This is a genomic window from Pseudoxanthomonas sp. 68-E7 (genome assembly GCF_057773145.1).
The window spans coordinates 481,902-498,279 of record NZ_JBYMTI010000002.1; the positions used below are offsets into that span (position 1 = coordinate 481,902).

Below are 16,378 nucleotides of genomic sequence, written 5' to 3' on the forward strand. Positions count from 1 at the left end.
CCCCGTCCGCCGGCCATTCGGAAGCGCCAATGGCCGCGTTCGGCCCGCGCTATCGGCTGGCCGGCGACCTTACATGTACTTCCAGTTGCGCGGCTTGCCCTCGGCCAGCCATTCCACCGACTGGGCGATGCGACGCTGGCGGGTCTCCTCGCGCTTGGCCCCGGTTACCCATTCGACGTATTCGCGCCGATGACTGGGACTGAATGCCTCGAACGTCGCCAGCGCCTTGCGCTGTTTCTTCAACGCGGCCATGAAATCCGCCGGCAACTCGGGCGCCGGACGCGGCGCGGCCCGTTTGCGCGGACCGGCGGATTTCACGCCGTCCTCGTTCAACTTCATCGCCTTGCGGATCAGCGGCAGCAGTTGCTTCTTCGGCGGGATGTCGGACAGCCGGGTCATCTTGCCGAAACTGCCCATGCCGTCGCGCGGCACGCCTTCGCCCACCACCAGCGCGTGTTTCCAGAATCCGAACGAGGCGTGCTGCTTGAATGCCGCCATGCCGCACAGGATGCCGCCGGCGTACAGGAAGGTCGGCATGCCCCACTTCAGGGTTTCCTCCACCTGCGGACAGGCCTCATGGACGATCGCGCGTAGCTTTTCCAGGATAGGGCGCGCGAACTCGGCCGATTTGGCGATGTAGGCATCGATGCGGGGATCGTGCTGGCCCATCGAACGACTCCTGGCGGTGGCGAGTGGCCACTCTAACGCGCCGGCCACGACGCCGGAACGCCGTCACGGTGGGTGAAGCTTCGCGCGACTATGCTGGTTGTTTCGTCAAAAGGAAGAAACAGGACATGGCCCTTCGTCTCGCGCTCCCCGCCGCCCTGCTGCTTGCCCTCGCCGCCTGCCAGCCGAAACCGGCGGCCGATGCCCCGGCCGCGCCGGCGGCCGACGCGGCCACCACGATCCACGGCGAGGCCGCCTACCGCGAGCGCATCGCAGCGCCGCCGGGCGCGGTGCTGACCGTGCAGTTGATCGACAACCGGTTGGCCGATACGCCGACCGCGATCATCGCCAGCACCGAGGTCAAGGACGCCAAGGGGCCGCCGTTCGCGTTCGACCTGCCCTACGACGCCGCGAAAATCCGCCCCGATGGCAGCTACGGCCTGCACGCCAGCCTGCGTGACGGCACCGGCAAGCTGTGGTTCGTCACCGATACGCGCACGAACGTGGTGCCGGGCGATGGCCAGGCCGCGAAACTGGCGATGATCCGCGTGGCCGACGCTTCCGCCGATGCCGCCGTGGTGAAGACGCAGTGGCAGTGTGGCGATCAACGCATCGGCGCGAGCTTCGACAACGGACCGGCCGACAACGTCACCCTGGATCTGGGTGACAAGCCGCTGGTGCTGCCGCATGCGGTCGCCGCTTCCGGTGCGCGCTATGCCGACACCGCCGGCAACGAGTTCTGGACCAAGGGCCGCGAGGGCATGCTGACCCTGGCCGGCAAGGAAAAGCTGGAGTGCAGCCAGACCGATGAGGCATCGCCGTGGGACGCGGCACGCGAGCGCGGCATCGCCTTCCGCGCGGTCGGCAACGAACCCGGCTGGCTGGTCGAAGTGGGCGCGGGCAAAGCGCCGTCGCTGCATGCGGAACTGGACTACGGCGAGCGCAAGCTCGATGTCGCCGGCGCCGAAGCCACCGCGGACGGTTTCCGTGGTCGCACCGGCGATGGCGTCACGGTGGCCCTGGTCGCAACCCGCAAGGCCTGCCAGGACGACATGAGCGGGCAGGACTTCCCTGCCACCGCCGAACTGACCGTCGGTGACAAGACCTATCGCGGCTGCGGCCGCTTCCTGGTGGAGTGATCCTCATGGCGCGCCGTTCCCGCCAGCGTTCGGGCTTCCGCAAGCCCCTCATCATCGTCGCCGTCCTGCTCGTCGTGATCGCGGGCTGGTTCTGGCAACAGCAGCGTGCCCGCCACGACGCCGTGGGCGAAGCACCGGCCGCGGTCGCCACCGACGCCGGCGCGCCCGCGGGTCGTTCCGAACTGCCGCTGCCGCCGATCGAATCCACCCGCGTGGGCGCGGAAGCGGCCACGCCTGTCGCGGCGGCGCCCCCGCCCCCGCCCCAGGCCGCGACGCCCACGGCTCCGTCGGCTTCCGCGCCCGCGGCGCCGGACGGCCTGCCCGCGTTCCTGCCCCCCGAGGCGCATCGCACCCTGGCGCTGATCGCACGGGGCGGACCGTTCCCGAATCGCCAGGACGGCAGCGTGTTCGGCAACCGCGAAGGCCGCCTGCCGGCGCGCCAGCGCGGCTACTATCACGAGTACACCGTGGACACTCCTGGACTGGATCACCGCGGCGCGCGACGCATCGTCACCGGCGGCCAGCCACCGGTGGAGTACTACTACACGGACGATCACTATGAAACCTTCCGCCGCTTCGACGTTCCCGCCACGCAGGTGAGCCGATGACAGACTCCGGTTTTGACCTGGGCCTGGGCGATGCGCGCCAGGCCGGCGTGTTCTTCGTCACCAGCGAGGATCTGGATTCACTGGCCGCCGCCGGCCGCGACGCCGCACTGGGCGTGCGGCGGGTGGATCTGTCCGGCTGCGAGAACAAGGCCTCGCTGATGCTGCGGCTGGCAACCCAACTGGATTTCCCCGACAGCACCGGCCGCAACTGGGACGCCCTGTCCGACAACCTGCGGGACCTGTCCTGGCTGCCGGCCCCGGGCTATGTGTTGCTGCTGGACCAGGGCGCGGAGCTGCGGCGGCGCGACGAGGCGGTGTTCGACACCCTGCTGGATGTGCTCGACGAGGCGGCCCGGTTCTGGGCCGGCCAGGAGGTGCCGTTCTGGGCGTTCCTGGCGCTGGACGAGGAAGATTTCGAGGAACTGGACGCGCAGGCGCCCTGATCGGCGTCCCGATTGGGCCCGATCAGCCCGGATCGGGCCGTCCCGGCGATGATTTCCCGTGCGCCGTGCGATCATGGCGCATGAGCGAATTCAGCACCCTGCCCCTGCTCGACGGCCTGCGCCCCGGCGTCGAGGCCCTCGGCTACACCCACCTGACCCCGATCCAGGCCGAAAGCCTGCCCGCCATCCTCGCCGGCCGCGACGTGATCGCGCAGGCCCCGACCGGCAGCGGCAAGACCGCGGCCTTCGGCCTGGGCCTGCTGCAGCGACTGGACCCGGCGCTGATCCGCGCGCAGGCGCTGGTGCTGTGCCCGACCCGCGAACTGGCCGACCAGGTCGCCCAGCAGATCCGCAAGCTGGCCATCGGCATTCCGAACCTGAAAGTCACCCTGCTGTGCGGCGGCATGCCGCTGGGACCGCAGATCGCCTCGCTGGAGGCGCACGACCCGCACGTGGTGGTCGGCACGCCCGGCCGGGTGCAGGAGCTGATGCGCAAGAAGATCCTGCATCTGGGCGGCATCCGCACGCTGGTGCTGGACGAGGCCGATCGCATGCTGGACATGGGCTTCGAGGAGCCCATCCGCGAAATCATCGGCCGGACCCCGCCGGAACGGCAGTCCCTGCTGTTCTCGGCGACCTTCCCGGATCCGATCCGGGCGATGGCCCGCACCAGCCTGCGCGAGCCGCTGGAAGTCACCGTGGCCGCGCCGGAGGATGCGCGCACCGGCATCGAGCAGCGCTTCGTCGAGGTCGAGCCCGCGCGCAAGCAGATTGTCCTGGCCAGCTTGCTGGCGGCGCAGCGGCCGGAGTCGGCGGTGGTGTTCTGCAATACCCGCAAGGACACCGACGAGGTGGCGACCTCGCTGCAGCACTTCGGTTTTTCCGCGCTGGCCCTGCATGGCGAGATGGAACAGCGCGACCGCGAGGAAGTCCTGGTGCGTTTCGCCAATCGCAGCTGCAACGTGCTGGTCGCCAGCGACGTGGCTGCCCGCGGCCTGGACATCGACGATCTGGCCGCGGTGTTCAATTACGACCTGCCCAGCGACGTGGACACCTATGTCCATCGCATCGGCCGGACCGGCCGCGCCGGCCGCGAAGGGCTGGCCATCAGTCTGGTCACCCCGCGCGAGCGCCCGCGCACGGCGGCCATCGAGGAGCGGCTGGGCCAGCCGCTGCGCTGGGACCGCGGCCTGCCGCCCGCGCCACGCGCGGGCAGCGCGCCCCCCGCCGCGATGAGCACCCTGCGGATCGACGCGGGCAAGACCGACAAGCTGCGTCCCGGCGACATCCTGGGGGCGCTGACCGGCGATGCCGGCCTGCCGGGCGCATCCATCGGCAGGATCGCGATCTACGCCACCCGTTCCTACGTGGCGGTGGAACGCGGCAAGGCCGCGCAGGCGCTGGCCCGGCTCAATGCCGGCCGGATCAAGGGCCGCAGCTTCCGGGTGCGCCGGATCTGAACCCCGGCGCCAGCGGGCCGGAAAAGAAAAACGCCGGGGCAAGCCCCGGCGTTTTTTTCTTTGCGACGCGAAGGTCGGCGCGCTGGATTACAGCGGCTGCACCTGGTCGGCCTGCATGCCCTTCTGGCCCTGCACGGCGACGAAGGTGACCGCCTGGCCTTCCTTCAGCGACTTGAAGCCGGTGCCCTGGATCGCGCGGAAGTGCACGAACAGGTCGGGGCCGCTCTGCGGGGTGATGAAGCCGAAGCCCTTGGCATCGTTGAACCACTTGACGGTTCCGGTCTGACGCTCAGACATCTTTACTAACTCCTGAAACATGGTTTGGGTTGAAAAATCGCGGCGCCGGAACGTTCCGGACCGAGACTGAGTTTGCAGGCGTTGGTAAAGCGGGAAGATGTAGCAGATGTATCTACCGCATCAGGCTCACGATTCACGGTGACCCTGGCAAGCACAGTTCGCGCACTCTACCGGTCCTGCGGACCAAAAGCGACAGGTTTCCGACGCCTGGAGGCCCTTTTTCTTCAGTTTCGGGGGTTTCAACGGCTTTCGGGGCCGGATCCGGCCGCCAGACCCGTATCATGGCGCCCCTTTCCGCCCCTCCCGACCCCTCCCATGGCGCTCAAGGCCACCGTCGTCAAAGCCGACCTCCAGATCAGCGACATGGATCGGCACTACTACGCCTCCCACGGCCTGACCCTGGCCCAGCACCCCTCCGAGACGGACGCCCGGCTGATGGTGCGGCTGCTGGCGTTCGCCCTGTTCGCCGAGGAACGGCTGGAATTCGGCCGTGGCCTGAGCACCGAGGAAGACCCGGACCTGTGGCGCCGCGACTACACCGGCGACGTCGAGCAGTGGATCGACCTGGGCCAGCCGGACGAATCGCGCATCCGCCGCGCCTGCGGCCGGGCCCGCGAGGTGATCGTGTTCAACTACGGCGGCCGCGCCGCGGACCTGTGGTGGGAAAAGAACGCGGGCGGCCTGGCCCGGCTGCGCAACCTGAGCGTGCTGGATCTGTCGGCGGCCGACCTGGATGCGCTGACCGCCCTGTTCGCCCGCGGCATGCGCCTGAGCGTGATGATCCAGGACGGCGAGATCCAGCTGATCGACGACGCCCGCACCGTCACGGTCACGCCGGTGTACCGCCAGCGCGCGGAAACCGCCGCGGCCTGACATGGCGCCCACCCATGATGTGATCGTCATCGGTGCCGGCGCGGCCGGCCTGATGTGCGCGCTGACCGCCGGCCAGCGCGGCCTGCGGGTGCTGGTGGTCGAGCACGCCAACAAGGTCGGCAAGAAGATCCTGATGTCCGGTGGCGGACGCTGCAACTTCACCAACACTGGCACGGGCCCGGCCAATTACCTCTCGGCCAATCCGCATTTCTGCAAGTCCGCGCTGGCCCGCTACACGCCCGCGGACTTCATCGAACTCGTCGAGCGCCATCGCATCGCCTATCACGAGAAGGAACTGGGCCAACTGTTCTGCGATGTCTCGTCCAAGCTGATCGTGAAGATGCTGCTGGACGAATGCCAGGCCGCCCACGTGCGCATCGAGACCCAGTGCGCCGTCGAACGGGTGCAGGCGGTGGATGGCGGTTTCCGGGTCGCGACCTCGCAGGGTGGCTTCGCCGCACCGTCGCTGGTGGTCGCCACCGGCGGCCTGTCGATTCCGAGCATGGGCGCCACCGGCTTCGGCTACGAGCTGGCGCGCCAGTTCGGCCATGCGGTACTGCCCACCCGCGCAGGGCTGGTGCCGCTGACCCTCAGCGGCAAACACCAGGAACGCCTGCATGATCTCAGCGGTGTGGCGGTGCCGGTCGAGGCGCGCTGCGGCAGGCAGGCTTTCCGCAATTTCATGCTGATCACCCATCGCGGCGTGAGCGGTCCGGCCATCCTGCAGATCTCCTCGTACTGGCAACCGGGTGACGACCTGCGCCTGGACCTGCTGCCGGGCCAGGACGCGCTGGACTGGCTGAAGCAACAACAGGCGCAGCGGCCCGCCGCCGAATTCAAGACGGTGCTGTCCGACGCGCTGCCGCGCCGGTTCGCCCAGCGCCTGTGCGAGGTCTGGCTGCCGAACCGGCCGATGCGCCAGTTCAATGAACCGCAGTTGCGCGAAATCGCCGGCCTGCTGGAAGCCTGGCCGCTGGTGGCCAGTGGCACCGAGGGCTATCGCACCGCCGAGGTCACCCTGGGCGGGGTGGACACCGATGGCCTGTCCTCCAGCACGATGATGTCGCGCCGCGTTCCCGGCTTGTTCTTCATTGGCGAAGTGGTCGACGTCACCGGCTGGCTGGGCGGCTATAACTTCCAATGGGCCTGGGCGTCGGGCCATGCGGCGGGGATGGCGGTTTAGGGCGTTCCGGCAAGCCAAAGCAAATCCCCCTCGGTCCCCCATCTTCGAAGGGGGAGGCGTAGCGCCCAACCTGCTCGGCTGACGGGATGACAGGACGACCCTTGCGCTTGTAGAGCCGAAGTTGCTCTGCTACAGGATGGCCGAACAATCTTTTGCCCTTGCGGGCAGCGGAGCGAACCTCCGCGCTACGGTTGCATGGCCTGGGCGGCGAGTTCGAACGAGCGCAGGCGCTTGTCGTGGTCGAAGATGTTGGCGGTCAGCATCACTTCGTCCGGACGATGGCGTTCGATGAAGGCGCGGATGCCGGCGCGCACGGTGTCAGGGCTGCCAATCACCGAACAGGCCAGCGCCTGCGCCACGCCGAGCTTCTCGTGCGGCTGCCAGAACGCCTCGATGTCGTCGATCGGCGGCGGCACCAGGCCCGGCTTGCCGCGCCGCAGGTTGACGAACGCCTGCTGCTGGGTGGTGAACAGGTAGCGCGCTTCCTCGTCGGTCTCCGCCGCGACCACGTTCAGCGCCAGCATGGCGTGGGGATTGGCCAGGCGCGCGGAAGGCTGGAAGTTGCGGTGGTAGATCATCAACGCCTGATCCATCGCATCGGGCGCGAAATGCGAGGCGAACGCGAACGGCAGCCCCAGCGCCGCCGCCAGCTGCGCGCTGAACAGGCTGGACCCGAGCAGCCACACCGGCACGTCGACACCGGCGCCGGGCACCGCGCGCACCGCCTGCCCGGGTTGCGCGGGCTCGAAGTAGTGCAGCAGTTCGTTGACATCCTGCGGGAACTGCTCGGCATTGTCGAAGTAGCGGCGCAACGCGCGCGCGGTCGGTTGGTCGGTGCCGGGGGCGCGTCCCAGGCCGAGATCGATGCGGCCCGGATACAGCGACGCCAGGGTGCCGAACTGCTCGGCCACCTGCAGCGGCGAATGATTGGGCAGCATCACCCCGCCCGCCCCCACCCGGATGCGTGAGGTGGCGCCGGCGACGTTGCCGATCAGCACCGCGGTGGCGGCGCTGGCGATGCCCGGCATGTTGTGGTGTTCGGCCAACCAGTAGCGCTGATAGCCCCAGGCTTCGGCGTGCTGCGCCAGATCGCGCATGTTGGCGAAGGCCCGGGTGATGTCACTGCCTTCGCAGACGGGGGCGAGATCGAGCAGCGAATAGGCAATCATGGCAACTCCTGGCGAACGATGCCTCCGTCGTGGGGATGGCCGCGGACCGTTTCCAGCCCGGCATTCGGGATACTGAATCCCGGTTACCCCATCTCCCGTGTTGGCGAGCCGGTCAAGCGAGCAGATCGAACGGACCACCCTGCTCCAGCGCCCGCTGGTAGGCCGGCCGCGCGTGGATGCGGGCCAGAAAATCGGCCAGCTTCGGATACGTGCCCAGGCCCGCACGCGCGGCGGCGGCTTCCACCGGGAAACTCATCTGGATGTCGGCGGCGCTGAAGTTCTCGCCGGTGAACCAGCGCGCCTTGCCCAGTTCTGCTTCCATGTAGTCCAGGTGCAGCCGGACCTGCGGGGCGACGAAGCCCTGCAGGGCCTTGTCGGCGATGGAACGGGCGATCGGGCGCGCGAAGAACGGCATCGGCGCCTGCTTGATCCGCGAGAACACCAGGCTCAACAGCATCGGCGGCATCGCCGAGCCTTCCGCGTAATGCAGCCAGTAGCGGTAGCGCAGGTGTTCGGGCGTACCCGGCGACGGCGCGAACGCGCGCGCGGCATCGTAGCGCTCGACCAGGTATTCCAGCACCGCGCCGGATTCGGCCAGGGTGTTGCCGCCGTCCACCAGCACCGGCGATTTGCCCAGTGGATGCACGGCGCGCAGCGACGGCGGCGCCAGCAGGGTGGCGGGATCGCGCTGGTAACGGACCACGGTGTAGTCCAGGCCCAGTTCTTCCAGCAGCCACAGCACCCGCTGGGATCGGGAGTTGTTGAGATGGTGGACGGTGATCACGCGGTGGCCTCCGGGGGATGGCACATCTTAGTGCGCGCCGTGGCGGCTTCGATACCCGTAGGAGCGACGTCAGCCGCGACCGCGCATCCTGCCGGCCAAGGAATCTTCCGCATGGGGCGGGATCACGGTCGCGACTGACGTCGCTTCTGCGCCACGGGAGGGACTGTTCGCGATTCCTGGACAGTGCATCCAACGGCGGGCGGCTGATTCGCGCGGAGGGCGCTCCTAGACTGCGGCTTCCCCAACCCGCAGGACATTCCGATGAGCGATCACTCCATCCAGGGCAAGACCGTGCTGATTGCCGGCGGCGCCAAGAACCTGGGCGGCCTGCTGGCCACCGATCTGGCCCGGCATGGCGCCGCCGCCGTGGCCATCCACTACAACAGCGCCGCCAGCCAGGCCGACGCCGACAGGACCGTGGCCGCGATCCAGGCCGCCGGCGCCAGGGCCGTCGCCCTGCAAGGCGATCTGACCACCGCGGCGGCGGTCGAAAAACTGTTCGCCGACACCATCGCCGCGGTGGGCCGTCCGGACATCGCCATCAATACCGTCGGCAAGGTGCTGAAGAAGCCGATGGTGGACATCAGCGAAGCCGAATACGACGAGATGACCGCGGTCAACAGCAAGGCCGCGTTCTTCTTCCTCAAGGAAGCCGGCAGGCACGTCAACGACAACGGCAAGATCTGCACCCTGGTGACCTCTCTGCTCGGCGCGTTCACGCCGTTCTATTCCTCCTACGCCGGCACCAAGGCACCGGTGGAACACTTCACCCGCGCGGCGGCCAAGGAGTTCGGCGCGCGCGGCATCTCGGTCACCGCGGTCGGACCGGGCCCGATGGACACGCCGTTCTTCTATCCGGCCGAGGGCGCGGACGCGGTGGCCTACCACAAAACCGCCGCCGCGCTGTCGGGCTTCACTCCGACCGGCCTGACCCACATCGAGGACGTGGTGCCCTTCATCCGCCACCTGGTCAGCGATGGCTGGTGGGTGACCGGGCAGACGCTGCTGATCAACGGCGGCTACACCACCAAGTAAGCCGGCGTCCGCATGACCCGGGCCGTCGGCGGCATTCCGCCGCCGACAGTGCCTGTACACCTGCGTTCTTTGCGGCTTGGACGACGCCACCGCCGCGCCGCCATACTGGCGGCATCGCTTGACCGCACCGGACCATGGACAGAATCGATCGCTACCAGATCTTCATGCAGGTCGCCGAGCTCGGCAGCTTCATCGGCGCGGCCAAGGCGCTGGGCCTGCCGCGGGCAACGGTTTCGGCGGCCATCCAGCAACTGGAATCCAGCCTCGGCACACGGCTGTTCCATCGCACCACACGGCAGACCCAGCTCACCGCCGACGGCATCCAGTTGCTCGAACACATCCGGCCGATCGTCACCGATGTGGAGGAACTGGAAGCACAGTTCCGCGATCGCCGCTCGCGCGTGTCGGGCCGCCTGTCCATCGATGCGCCCAGCCGGATCGTCCGTCGCCTGCTGGTGCCGCAGCTGTCCCACTTCCTGGCCCGGCATCCGCAACTGGAGGTGTTCCTCGGATCGAGCGATCGTTTCGTCGATCTGGTGCAAGAAGGCATCGACTGCGCCATCCGGGTCGGCGAACTGGAGAACAGCAGCCTGGTGGTGCGCTCGCTGGGCAAGCTGGAACTGATCAACTGCGCGAGCCCCGCCTACCTCCAGGCGCACGGTCATCCGGAGCATCCGGAGCACCTCGCCCCGCTGCACCGGATCATCGGCTATTCCATCACCAGCGCGCCGCGCGCGGCCGAATGGGACTACGTCACCCCGCACGGGGTTCCGCTCAGCCTGGGCGCGCCGGCCATGATTACCGTCAACAACGCGGAAAACTACATTGCCGCCTGCCTGGCCGGGCTGGGCCTGATCCAGGTGCCCCGCTTCGACGTCCAGCATCTGCTGGACGAAGGCCGCCTGGTCGAAGTGATGCCGGACCGTCGGCCTGCGCCGATGCCGCTGTCGCTGGTCTATCCCCATCGCCGCCAGCGCACCGCGCGGGTGCTGGCGTTCTCGGACTGGTTCAGCGAACTGATGGCGCCGCACCTGCTCCCCGGCGAACGCAGCGGCTGACGGCGCCGCTCAGGAACTGCACGACAGCATCGAGCAGCCGGCGCGCTCGCGCGCCCAATCCGGCCGCCGCAGGGCGAAACGCTCGTTGCCGGGCTGATCGTCATAGGGTTTGCGCATCACCTCCAGCAGTTCGGCGATGCCGCTCTCGTCGCCGGCTTCGGCGCGGTCGATCACCTGCTGGGCCAGATAGTTGCGCAACACATAGCGCGGATTGGCCAGGCGCATGCGCTCCCTGCGCTCGGCGGGCGCCATGCCGTCGGCGGCCACGCGCGCGCCGAGGCCGCGCAACCAGTCCAACAGCGCGTCGCCGATGGCATCGCGCCTGCCAGCGTCATAGAAGGCGGCCTCGAAGTGCGCCAGCCCGGGTGACGCCAGATCCGCGTCCATCAGCGCACGGAAGAACAGGGTCATGTCCACTTCGCCGTTCCACAGCAGCTCATGCAGGCGACGCATCCGCTCGGTGTCATCCTCGCGATGCGCATCCAGGCCGAGCTTGCGCACGGTGTTGTCACGGTCGGTGGCGGCGTAGGCATCGGCGTAGCGTTGCAGGCCGTCCTGCAAGGGTTCGACCGTTCCGAACAGCGGCGACAGCGCATGCGCCAGCCGGGTCAGGTTCCAATACGCGATCCTGGGCTGCCAGCCGAAACGATAGCGGCCCCCCGCCGCGTCGGTGGTGTTGGGGGTCCAGTCCGGGTCGTAGTTGTCGATCCAGCCGTAGGGACCGTAGTCGATGGTCAGGCCCAGCACCGACATGTTGTCGGTGTTCATCACGCCGTGCACGAAGCCCACCCGCATCCACTCGCCCATCAATCGCGCGGTGCGCTCGCAGATGGCGGCGAACCAGTCGCCGTAGCGCGTTTCCCTCTCGCCCGCCAGTTCCGGGAAATCGCGGCGGATGCAGAAATCCGCCAGCTGCCGCAACAAGGGCACGTCGTCGCGCGAAGCCGGCAGTTCGAAGTTGCCGAAGCGCAGGAACGAGGGCGCCACCCGGCAGACGATCGCACCGGGTTCGGCTTTCGGATGGCCGTCGTAGAACATGTCGCGTACCACCGCCTCGCCCGTCGCCACCAGGCTCAGTGCGCGCGTGGTCGGCACGCCGAGGTGATGCATCGCCTCGCTGCACAGGAATTCGCGGATCGACGAACGCAGCACCGCGCGGCCGTCGGCGGTGCGCGAATACGGTGTCGGTCCCGCCCCCTTCAGTTGCAGTTCCCAGCGCCGTCCCTGCGTGTCCAGGGCCTCGCCCAGGGTGATGGCGCGGCCATCGCCCAACTGGCCCGCCCACGCGCCGAACTGGTGGCCGCCATAGTTGGCGGCGAACGGCTGCATGCCCAGCAAGGCGGCATTGCCGCCGAACACCTGGGCGAATGCGGGATCGGCCAGATCCGAATCGCTGAAACCCAGCGTCCTCGCCATCTCGCGCGACCAGGCCAGCAGGCGCGGCGCGGCCACCGGCGTTGGCGCCACCGATGACCACAGCGCGCCCCGCACTTCGCGCCGCCGCGGTCCCTGCTCCGGATCCCCGGGCAGTTCCCGCACGAAGGCATTGTCGAAATTCAGCGCCTGCATGGCGGTCACGCCATTCCGTCGGCCATCGGTTTTAGTGCCGGATCCAGCGCCACCCGCGCGTCGAACACGAAGCAGCCGCCGTCGTAGCCGTGCCCGCCAACGTCCTCGAAATAACCGAGGATGCCGCCGTCCAGTTGCAGCACGTTGTCCATGCCGTCGGCGCGCATCCACAGCGCGGCCTTCTCGCAACGGATGCCGCCGGTGCAGAAACTGACCACGGTGGCGTCGCGCAGGTCGGCGCGATGCGGCGCCAGCGCTTCCGGCAATTCGGTGAAGCGGGTGATCGGCAGGGTCAGCGCGCCGGCGAAGGTGCCGTGGGCGATTTCCTGGGCATTGCGCGTGTCCAGCAGGACCACCCGCCGACCGTCGTCGTCGATGCCGCCCTGTTGCAGCCAGCGCCGCAGGGTGGCGGGCGACACCGCCGGTGCGCGCCCGGCCAGCGGCGAGGCATCGTCGCGGCGGAAGCTGATGATCTCCGGCTTCACCTTCACCTTGAGCCGGGCGAACGGCCGCTGCGCGCTACGGCTGTACTTGACCCGCAGATCGGCGAAACGCGGATCCGCGCGCAGCGGCGACAGGAAGGACTCGATGGCGGCCTCGCTGCCGGCGAGGAACAGGTTGATGCCCTCCCCGGCCACCAGCATCGTGCCCCGCAGGTCCAGCGCTTCGCCACGCGCGCGCAGCGTGTCGGCGAAGGCTTCCGGGGCGTCGATGACGGCGAAGTGGTAGGCGGCGATGTTGACGATCATCCACGCATTTTACCCGGCCCCCGGCGGCGCTCCGGCGCGGCGCCCGAATTAATTCAACCAAACGGTTGACAATCGACCCGCAACGGAGAATCATCAACCTTATGGTTGAATATTCTCCCACCCAGCTCGACAGCCTGTTCCACGCCCTGTCGGACCACACCCGCCGGCGCATGCTGCGCAGCCTTGGCGGCCAGGCCCGCAGCGTGGGCGAGCTTGCCGCCCCGTTCCAGATCTCGCTGGCGGCCGCCTCCAAGCACATCAAGGTGCTGGAACGCGCCGGTCTGGTGACCCGCACCGTGCAGGGCCGCACCCATCTGTGCCGCCTGCAACCGGAGGCGCTCGCCGCCGGGCGGGACTGGCTGCGCTTCTATGAGCGGTTCTGGACCGAACGCCTCGACGCGCTGGCCGACGCGCTGGGCGAGGAAACCCCGCCTCCCGCCTCCCCGGCTCCCCTGGCCTCGCGCAGGAAGAAAACCCCATGAATGCCACCATCGACGTGCGGGTCAGCCGCGCCTTCGCCGCCTCGCCCGAAGCGGTTTTCGATGCCTGGCTGGATCCGGCCTGGCTGGGCCGCTGGATGTTCGGTCCCGGCGCGCGCGCGGAAACCGTGCTGCACCTGCAGACCGAACCGCGGGTCGGCGGCCGCTTTTCCTTTCTGGTGGAACGCCAGGGCCAACGCATCGATCACATCGGCACCTACCTGGAAATCGATCGCCCGCGCCGGCTGGTCTTCACCTGGGCCATTCGTGGCGAATCCGATGATGACGGCAGCACGGTCGCCATCGATCTGGCCGCCACGCCGGAGGGTTGCATGCTGACCCTCACCCACACCCTGCCCGCGCGATGGGCCGACTACGCCGCGCGCACGCAACAGGGCTGGACCACCATGCTCGACGCGCTGCGCCGGCTGTTCTGATTCCACCACCGGCGACGAAACGACATTCGCCCCCACGAGGAGATGCCTTGATGAACGACGACTACGGCCAACCCATCGCCCACGATGCCCTGCGCATCCAGCGTTCGCTGCCGGGCCCGATTGAACGGGTCTGGGCCTACCTGACCGAATCGGACAAGCGCGGCGAATGGATGGCGCGCGGCGACATGGAACTGCGCGTCGGTGGCCGCGTGCACCTGTTCTTCCACCACGCCAGCCTCTCCAGCGAACCCGGCCGGGCGCCCGCCAAGTACCAGGACATGGAGGATGGCGTGGGCATGGACGGGCACGTCACCGTCTGCGAACCGCCGCGGCGGCTCGGCTACACCTGGGGCGAAAGCGACGGCAGCACCTCGGAGGTGCTGTTCGAACTGGCCCCGCAGGAAGACCGCGTACTGCTCACCGTCACCCACGCCAAATTGCGGGATCGCGAGGAGATGGTCAGCGTCGCCGGTGGCTGGCATGCGCACCTGGGCATCCTGCTCGATCGCCTGGAAGGCCGCGAGCCGCGCAACTTCTGGCGCGTGCACGACGGGCTGGAAGCCGAGTACGACCGGCGCCTGCCGCACCCGGAAAACGCATAGCGCGACGCGCGGATGCGCGCAGCTTCAGCCCAGCAGCAACCAGGGCAAGGCCAGCGTCAGCGCCAGGATGAAGAGGATCGCGCCGAGCGTGACCAGCACGAACACCGGGCGTTCGCGCAGCAATCGCGCGAACGTCTGTGCGGTCCCGGCCTGCACCGCCTGCGCATGCGCGTCGCGCGCGCGATCGCGGCGTTGACGCTGGTAGTCATCGAGCAGGGCCTTGGCCCGCGGATACTGGCCCGCATCGGACAGCCACAACGCGCCATGCGAAATGCCCCACGGGCTCGGCGGGGTCTCGTACCAGGCCAGGCCCTCGCGATCCAGCAGTTCGCGGATCTCGCCGGCTTCGTCGTCCGGCACGGCGCGCAGGTTGAACAGTCGTTTCGACATCGGGCCAGGCCCGGATTCCCAGGAGAGAGGCGGACATGCTACTGCAAGACAAGATGGCGATCGTGCATGGCGGCAGCGGCGCCATCGGCGGCGCGTGCGCACGCGCGTTCGCGCAGGAAGGCGCGCGGGTATTCCTCACCGGCCGCACCGCCGCGCCGCTGCGACAGGTCGCGGACGACATCGTCGCGGCGGGCGGACGAGCTTCGTTCGACGTCCTGGACGTGCTGGACACGGCGGCCACCCGGCGCCATGCCGACGGCGTGGCCGCACGGGCCGGCGGCATCGACGTCAGCCTCAATGCGATCGGCGTGTTCCATGTGCAGGGTACCGGGTTCCTCGATCTCGCGCTGGACGACTACCGCCACCCCGTCGATGCCTATGCCCGCGCCAACTTCAACACCGCGCAGGCCGCCGCGCGCCACATGGCGCGACGCAAGCGCGGCGTACTGCTGACCCTGTCCACCCCGGGCGCGCGCCTGAGCGGCGCGGGCTTCCTCGGCAACGGCGTGGCCAGTGCCGCGGTCGAGGCGTTCTCGCGGTTGCTGGCCGGGGAACTCGGCGAGCACGGCATCCGGGTGATCTGCCTGCGTCCGGATGCGATTCCCGAGGCCGTCGCGACATCGCATTCGGGCAAGGTGTTCGCCGCCGCGGCCGGCGACACGGGCGTCTCCATCGATGCCATGCTGGCCGAACGCGCGGCCGGCGCGACCCTGCTCAAGCGCCTGCCCACGCTGGCGCAGGTGGCCGGGTTCGCGGTGTTCGCGGCCTCGGACCGCGCCGGCGCGATGACCGGCGCCATCGCCAACCTCAGCTGCGGCTCACTGGTGGACTGACCCGCGTGAGGCGATCAGGTAACCTCGGCGCACCCATTCCACCGGATGCCTCCATGCGCCGTTTCCTGCTGCCGTTCGCCCTGCTCCTGCTTTCCGGCTGTGCCGATCCCGGTCCGCCCCCCGGTGGCAGCGTGGCCGAACTGCAACGCATCGACGAGCGCGTCGGTACCGGCGCCATCGCCGCGAAGGGTTCGGATGTCACCGTGCACTACACCGGCTGGCTTTACGACAAGCGCGTGCCCAACCAGCGCGGCGAGAAGTTCGACAGTTCGGTGGATCGCGCCGAGCCGTTCACCTTCCTGCTCGGCGCCGGGCGTGTCATCCGCGGCTGGGACGACGGCGTGGCCGGGATGAAGGTCGGCGGCAAGCGCGTGCTGCTGATTCCTGCCGATCTGGCCTACGGCCGCGATGGCGCGGGCGGCGTGATTCCGCCCAACGCCTCGCTGGTGTTCGAAGTGGAACTGCTGGACGTGAAGCCGCACTAGGGCTCGGCTCCACCCTCTCCCGTAGGAGCGACGTCAGTCGCGACCGGAATCTTCCCCTGGACCCACGCCCAACGGGCGCTTCGTTGCCGGGTCGCGACTGACGTCGCTCCTACAGGGGA

Annotated in this window: 20 protein-coding genes; 13 read left to right on the forward strand and 7 right to left on the reverse strand. The window is 68.8% G+C overall.

Annotated features, from left to right (window positions below; genetic code table 11):
- Positions 1 to 69: 69 nt before the first annotated feature.
- Positions 70 to 669: a YdeI/OmpD-associated family protein gene (locus AC3DE2_RS06680; RefSeq protein WP_488425557.1), complete on the reverse strand. Its 600-nt coding sequence runs from the start codon at positions 667 to 669 to the stop codon at positions 70 to 72.
- Between the two features lie 125 nt (positions 670 to 794).
- Here AC3DE2_RS06680 and AC3DE2_RS06685 point away from each other — a divergent pair, with 125 nt between their 5' ends.
- The 4 genes from AC3DE2_RS06685 to dbpA all read left to right on the forward strand — a co-directional run bounded on the left by AC3DE2_RS06685 (position 795) and on the right by dbpA (position 4,316).
- Positions 795 to 1,805 (forward strand): YbaY family lipoprotein, encoded by a 1,011-nt coding sequence (locus AC3DE2_RS06685; RefSeq protein ID WP_488425558.1) that lies wholly within the window; start codon positions 795 to 797, stop codon positions 1,803 to 1,805.
- 212 nt (positions 1,806 to 2,017) lie between these two features.
- Positions 2,018 to 2,413 carry a guanyl-specific ribonuclease gene (locus AC3DE2_RS06690; RefSeq protein ID WP_488425768.1) on the forward strand — a complete coding sequence of 132 codons (396 nt, stop codon included), beginning with the start codon at positions 2,018 to 2,020 and terminating at the stop codon, positions 2,411 to 2,413.
- A complete protein-coding gene (locus AC3DE2_RS06695) occupies positions 2,410 to 2,856 on the forward strand; it encodes a barstar family protein (protein WP_488425560.1) in 447 nt (148 codons plus the stop codon). Before AC3DE2_RS06690 ends, AC3DE2_RS06695 begins: the two co-directional genes overlap by 4 nt.
- Before the next feature lie 80 nt (positions 2,857 to 2,936).
- A complete protein-coding gene (dbpA, locus tag AC3DE2_RS06700) occupies positions 2,937 to 4,316 on the forward strand; it encodes an ATP-dependent RNA helicase DbpA (protein ID WP_488425561.1) in 1,380 nt (459 codons plus the stop codon).
- Between the two features lie 87 nt (positions 4,317 to 4,403).
- Here dbpA and AC3DE2_RS06705 read toward each other — a convergent pair whose 3' ends face one another.
- Entirely contained in the window at positions 4,404 to 4,613 is a 210-nt protein-coding gene (locus AC3DE2_RS06705; RefSeq protein WP_079722614.1) for a cold-shock protein, read from the reverse strand.
- 315 nt (positions 4,614 to 4,928) lie between these two features.
- Here AC3DE2_RS06705 and AC3DE2_RS06710 point away from each other — a divergent pair, with 315 nt between their 5' ends.
- Positions 4,929 to 5,486 carry a YaeQ family protein gene (locus AC3DE2_RS06710; protein ID WP_295383324.1) on the forward strand — a complete coding sequence of 186 codons (558 nt, stop codon included), beginning with the start codon at positions 4,929 to 4,931 and terminating at the stop codon, positions 5,484 to 5,486.
- 1 nt (position 5,487) lies between these two features.
- Positions 5,488 to 6,669 carry a BaiN/RdsA family NAD(P)/FAD-dependent oxidoreductase gene (locus AC3DE2_RS06715; protein ID WP_488425562.1) on the forward strand — a complete coding sequence of 394 codons (1,182 nt, stop codon included), beginning with the start codon at positions 5,488 to 5,490 and terminating at the stop codon, positions 6,667 to 6,669.
- A 185-nt stretch (positions 6,670 to 6,854) separates the two neighbouring features.
- Here the strand turns inward: AC3DE2_RS06715 and AC3DE2_RS06720 are convergent, their stop codons facing one another.
- Positions 6,855 to 7,838, reverse strand: a complete 984-nt coding sequence (locus AC3DE2_RS06720) for an LLM class flavin-dependent oxidoreductase (protein WP_488425563.1) — start codon at positions 7,836 to 7,838, stop codon at positions 6,855 to 6,857.
- Positions 7,839 to 7,950: 112 nt separating this feature from the next.
- Positions 7,951 to 8,622 (reverse strand): glutathione S-transferase, encoded by a 672-nt coding sequence (locus AC3DE2_RS06725; RefSeq protein ID WP_488425564.1) that lies wholly within the window; start codon positions 8,620 to 8,622, stop codon positions 7,951 to 7,953.
- 261 nt (positions 8,623 to 8,883) lie between these two features.
- Here AC3DE2_RS06725 and AC3DE2_RS06730 point away from each other — a divergent pair, with 261 nt between their 5' ends.
- Together AC3DE2_RS06730 and AC3DE2_RS06735 are read left to right on the forward strand one after the other, a co-directional pair.
- Positions 8,884 to 9,657 (forward strand): SDR family oxidoreductase, encoded by a 774-nt coding sequence (locus AC3DE2_RS06730; protein WP_295383331.1) that lies wholly within the window; start codon positions 8,884 to 8,886, stop codon positions 9,655 to 9,657.
- Positions 9,658 to 9,791: 134 nt separating this feature from the next.
- A complete protein-coding gene (locus AC3DE2_RS06735) occupies positions 9,792 to 10,715 on the forward strand; it encodes a LysR family transcriptional regulator (protein WP_488425565.1) in 924 nt (307 codons plus the stop codon).
- A 9-nt stretch (positions 10,716 to 10,724) separates the two neighbouring features.
- Here the strand turns inward: AC3DE2_RS06735 and AC3DE2_RS06740 are convergent, their stop codons facing one another.
- Both AC3DE2_RS06740 and AC3DE2_RS06745 read right to left on the reverse strand, forming a co-directional pair.
- Positions 10,725 to 12,284: a protein adenylyltransferase SelO gene (locus AC3DE2_RS06740; RefSeq protein WP_488425769.1), complete on the reverse strand. Its 1,560-nt coding sequence runs from the start codon at positions 12,282 to 12,284 to the stop codon at positions 10,725 to 10,727.
- A gap of 5 nt (positions 12,285 to 12,289) precedes the next feature.
- A complete protein-coding gene (locus AC3DE2_RS06745; RefSeq protein WP_488425566.1) occupies positions 12,290 to 13,033 on the reverse strand; it encodes a sulfurtransferase in 744 nt (247 codons plus the stop codon).
- Positions 13,034 to 13,134: 101 nt separating this feature from the next.
- On the opposite strand from AC3DE2_RS06745, the gene AC3DE2_RS06750 reads away from it, so the two are divergent.
- From AC3DE2_RS06750 to AC3DE2_RS06760, 3 genes are read left to right on the forward strand one after another with little or no spacing between them, the layout of a single operon-like run.
- Entirely contained in the window at positions 13,135 to 13,515 is a 381-nt protein-coding gene (locus tag AC3DE2_RS06750; RefSeq protein WP_488425567.1) for an ArsR/SmtB family transcription factor, read from the forward strand.
- Entirely contained in the window at positions 13,512 to 13,949 is a 438-nt protein-coding gene (locus tag AC3DE2_RS06755; RefSeq protein ID WP_488425568.1) for an SRPBCC family protein, read from the forward strand. The genes AC3DE2_RS06750 and AC3DE2_RS06755 overlap by 4 nt, the downstream gene beginning before the upstream one ends.
- 50 nt (positions 13,950 to 13,999) lie before the next feature.
- Positions 14,000 to 14,551, forward strand: coding sequence for an SRPBCC family protein (locus tag AC3DE2_RS06760; RefSeq protein ID WP_488425569.1), 552 nt, complete (start codon positions 14,000 to 14,002; stop codon positions 14,549 to 14,551).
- Between the two features lie 24 nt (positions 14,552 to 14,575).
- Here AC3DE2_RS06760 and AC3DE2_RS06765 read toward each other — a convergent pair whose 3' ends face one another.
- Positions 14,576 to 14,941 (reverse strand): DUF6164 family protein, encoded by a 366-nt coding sequence (locus tag AC3DE2_RS06765; RefSeq protein WP_488425570.1) that lies wholly within the window; start codon positions 14,939 to 14,941, stop codon positions 14,576 to 14,578.
- Positions 14,942 to 14,976: 35 nt separating this feature from the next.
- Here AC3DE2_RS06765 and AC3DE2_RS06770 point away from each other — a divergent pair, with 35 nt between their 5' ends.
- Together AC3DE2_RS06770 and AC3DE2_RS06775 are read left to right on the forward strand one after the other, a co-directional pair.
- Positions 14,977 to 15,774, forward strand: a complete 798-nt coding sequence (locus AC3DE2_RS06770; RefSeq protein ID WP_488425571.1) for an SDR family NAD(P)-dependent oxidoreductase — start codon at positions 14,977 to 14,979, stop codon at positions 15,772 to 15,774.
- Between the two features lie 53 nt (positions 15,775 to 15,827).
- A complete protein-coding gene (locus AC3DE2_RS06775) occupies positions 15,828 to 16,259 on the forward strand; it encodes an FKBP-type peptidyl-prolyl cis-trans isomerase (protein ID WP_295383032.1) in 432 nt (143 codons plus the stop codon).
- The last annotated feature ends 119 nt before the right edge of the window (positions 16,260 to 16,378 follow it).

Bases quoted from the DNA above. Each gene is read 5' to 3' on its own strand.
- AC3DE2_RS06680 (WP_488425557.1), bottom strand. From the start codon at position 669: ATGGGCCAGCACGATCCCCGCATCGATGCCTACATCGCCAAATCGGCC.
- AC3DE2_RS06685 (WP_488425558.1), top strand. From the start codon at position 795: ATGGCCCTTCGTCTCGCGCTCCCCGCCGCCCTGCTGCTTGCCCTCGCC.
- AC3DE2_RS06695 (WP_488425560.1), top strand. From the start codon at position 2,410: ATGACAGACTCCGGTTTTGACCTGGGCCTGGGCGATGCGCGCCAGGCC.
- dbpA (WP_488425561.1), top strand. From the start codon at position 2,937: ATGAGCGAATTCAGCACCCTGCCCCTGCTCGACGGCCTGCGCCCCGGC.
- AC3DE2_RS06705 (WP_079722614.1), bottom strand. From the start codon at position 4,613: ATGTCTGAGCGTCAGACCGGAACCGTCAAGTGGTTCAACGATGCCAAG.
- AC3DE2_RS06710 (WP_295383324.1), top strand. From the start codon at position 4,929: ATGGCGCTCAAGGCCACCGTCGTCAAAGCCGACCTCCAGATCAGCGAC.
- AC3DE2_RS06715 (WP_488425562.1), top strand. From the start codon at position 5,488: ATGGCGCCCACCCATGATGTGATCGTCATCGGTGCCGGCGCGGCCGGC.
- AC3DE2_RS06720 (WP_488425563.1), bottom strand. From the start codon at position 7,838: ATGATTGCCTATTCGCTGCTCGATCTCGCCCCCGTCTGCGAAGGCAGT.
- AC3DE2_RS06730 (WP_295383331.1), top strand. From the start codon at position 8,884: ATGAGCGATCACTCCATCCAGGGCAAGACCGTGCTGATTGCCGGCGGC.
- AC3DE2_RS06735 (WP_488425565.1), top strand. From the start codon at position 9,792: ATGGACAGAATCGATCGCTACCAGATCTTCATGCAGGTCGCCGAGCTC.
- AC3DE2_RS06740 (WP_488425769.1), bottom strand. From the start codon at position 12,284: ATGCAGGCGCTGAATTTCGACAATGCCTTCGTGCGGGAACTGCCCGGG.
- AC3DE2_RS06745 (WP_488425566.1), bottom strand. From the start codon at position 13,033: ATGATCGTCAACATCGCCGCCTACCACTTCGCCGTCATCGACGCCCCG.
- AC3DE2_RS06750 (WP_488425567.1), top strand. From the start codon at position 13,135: ATGGTTGAATATTCTCCCACCCAGCTCGACAGCCTGTTCCACGCCCTG.
- AC3DE2_RS06755 (WP_488425568.1), top strand. From the start codon at position 13,512: ATGAATGCCACCATCGACGTGCGGGTCAGCCGCGCCTTCGCCGCCTCG.
- AC3DE2_RS06760 (WP_488425569.1), top strand. From the start codon at position 14,000: ATGAACGACGACTACGGCCAACCCATCGCCCACGATGCCCTGCGCATC.
- AC3DE2_RS06765 (WP_488425570.1), bottom strand. From the start codon at position 14,941: ATGTCGAAACGACTGTTCAACCTGCGCGCCGTGCCGGACGACGAAGCC.
- AC3DE2_RS06770 (WP_488425571.1), top strand. From the start codon at position 14,977: ATGCTACTGCAAGACAAGATGGCGATCGTGCATGGCGGCAGCGGCGCC.
- AC3DE2_RS06775 (WP_295383032.1), top strand. From the start codon at position 15,828: ATGCGCCGTTTCCTGCTGCCGTTCGCCCTGCTCCTGCTTTCCGGCTGT.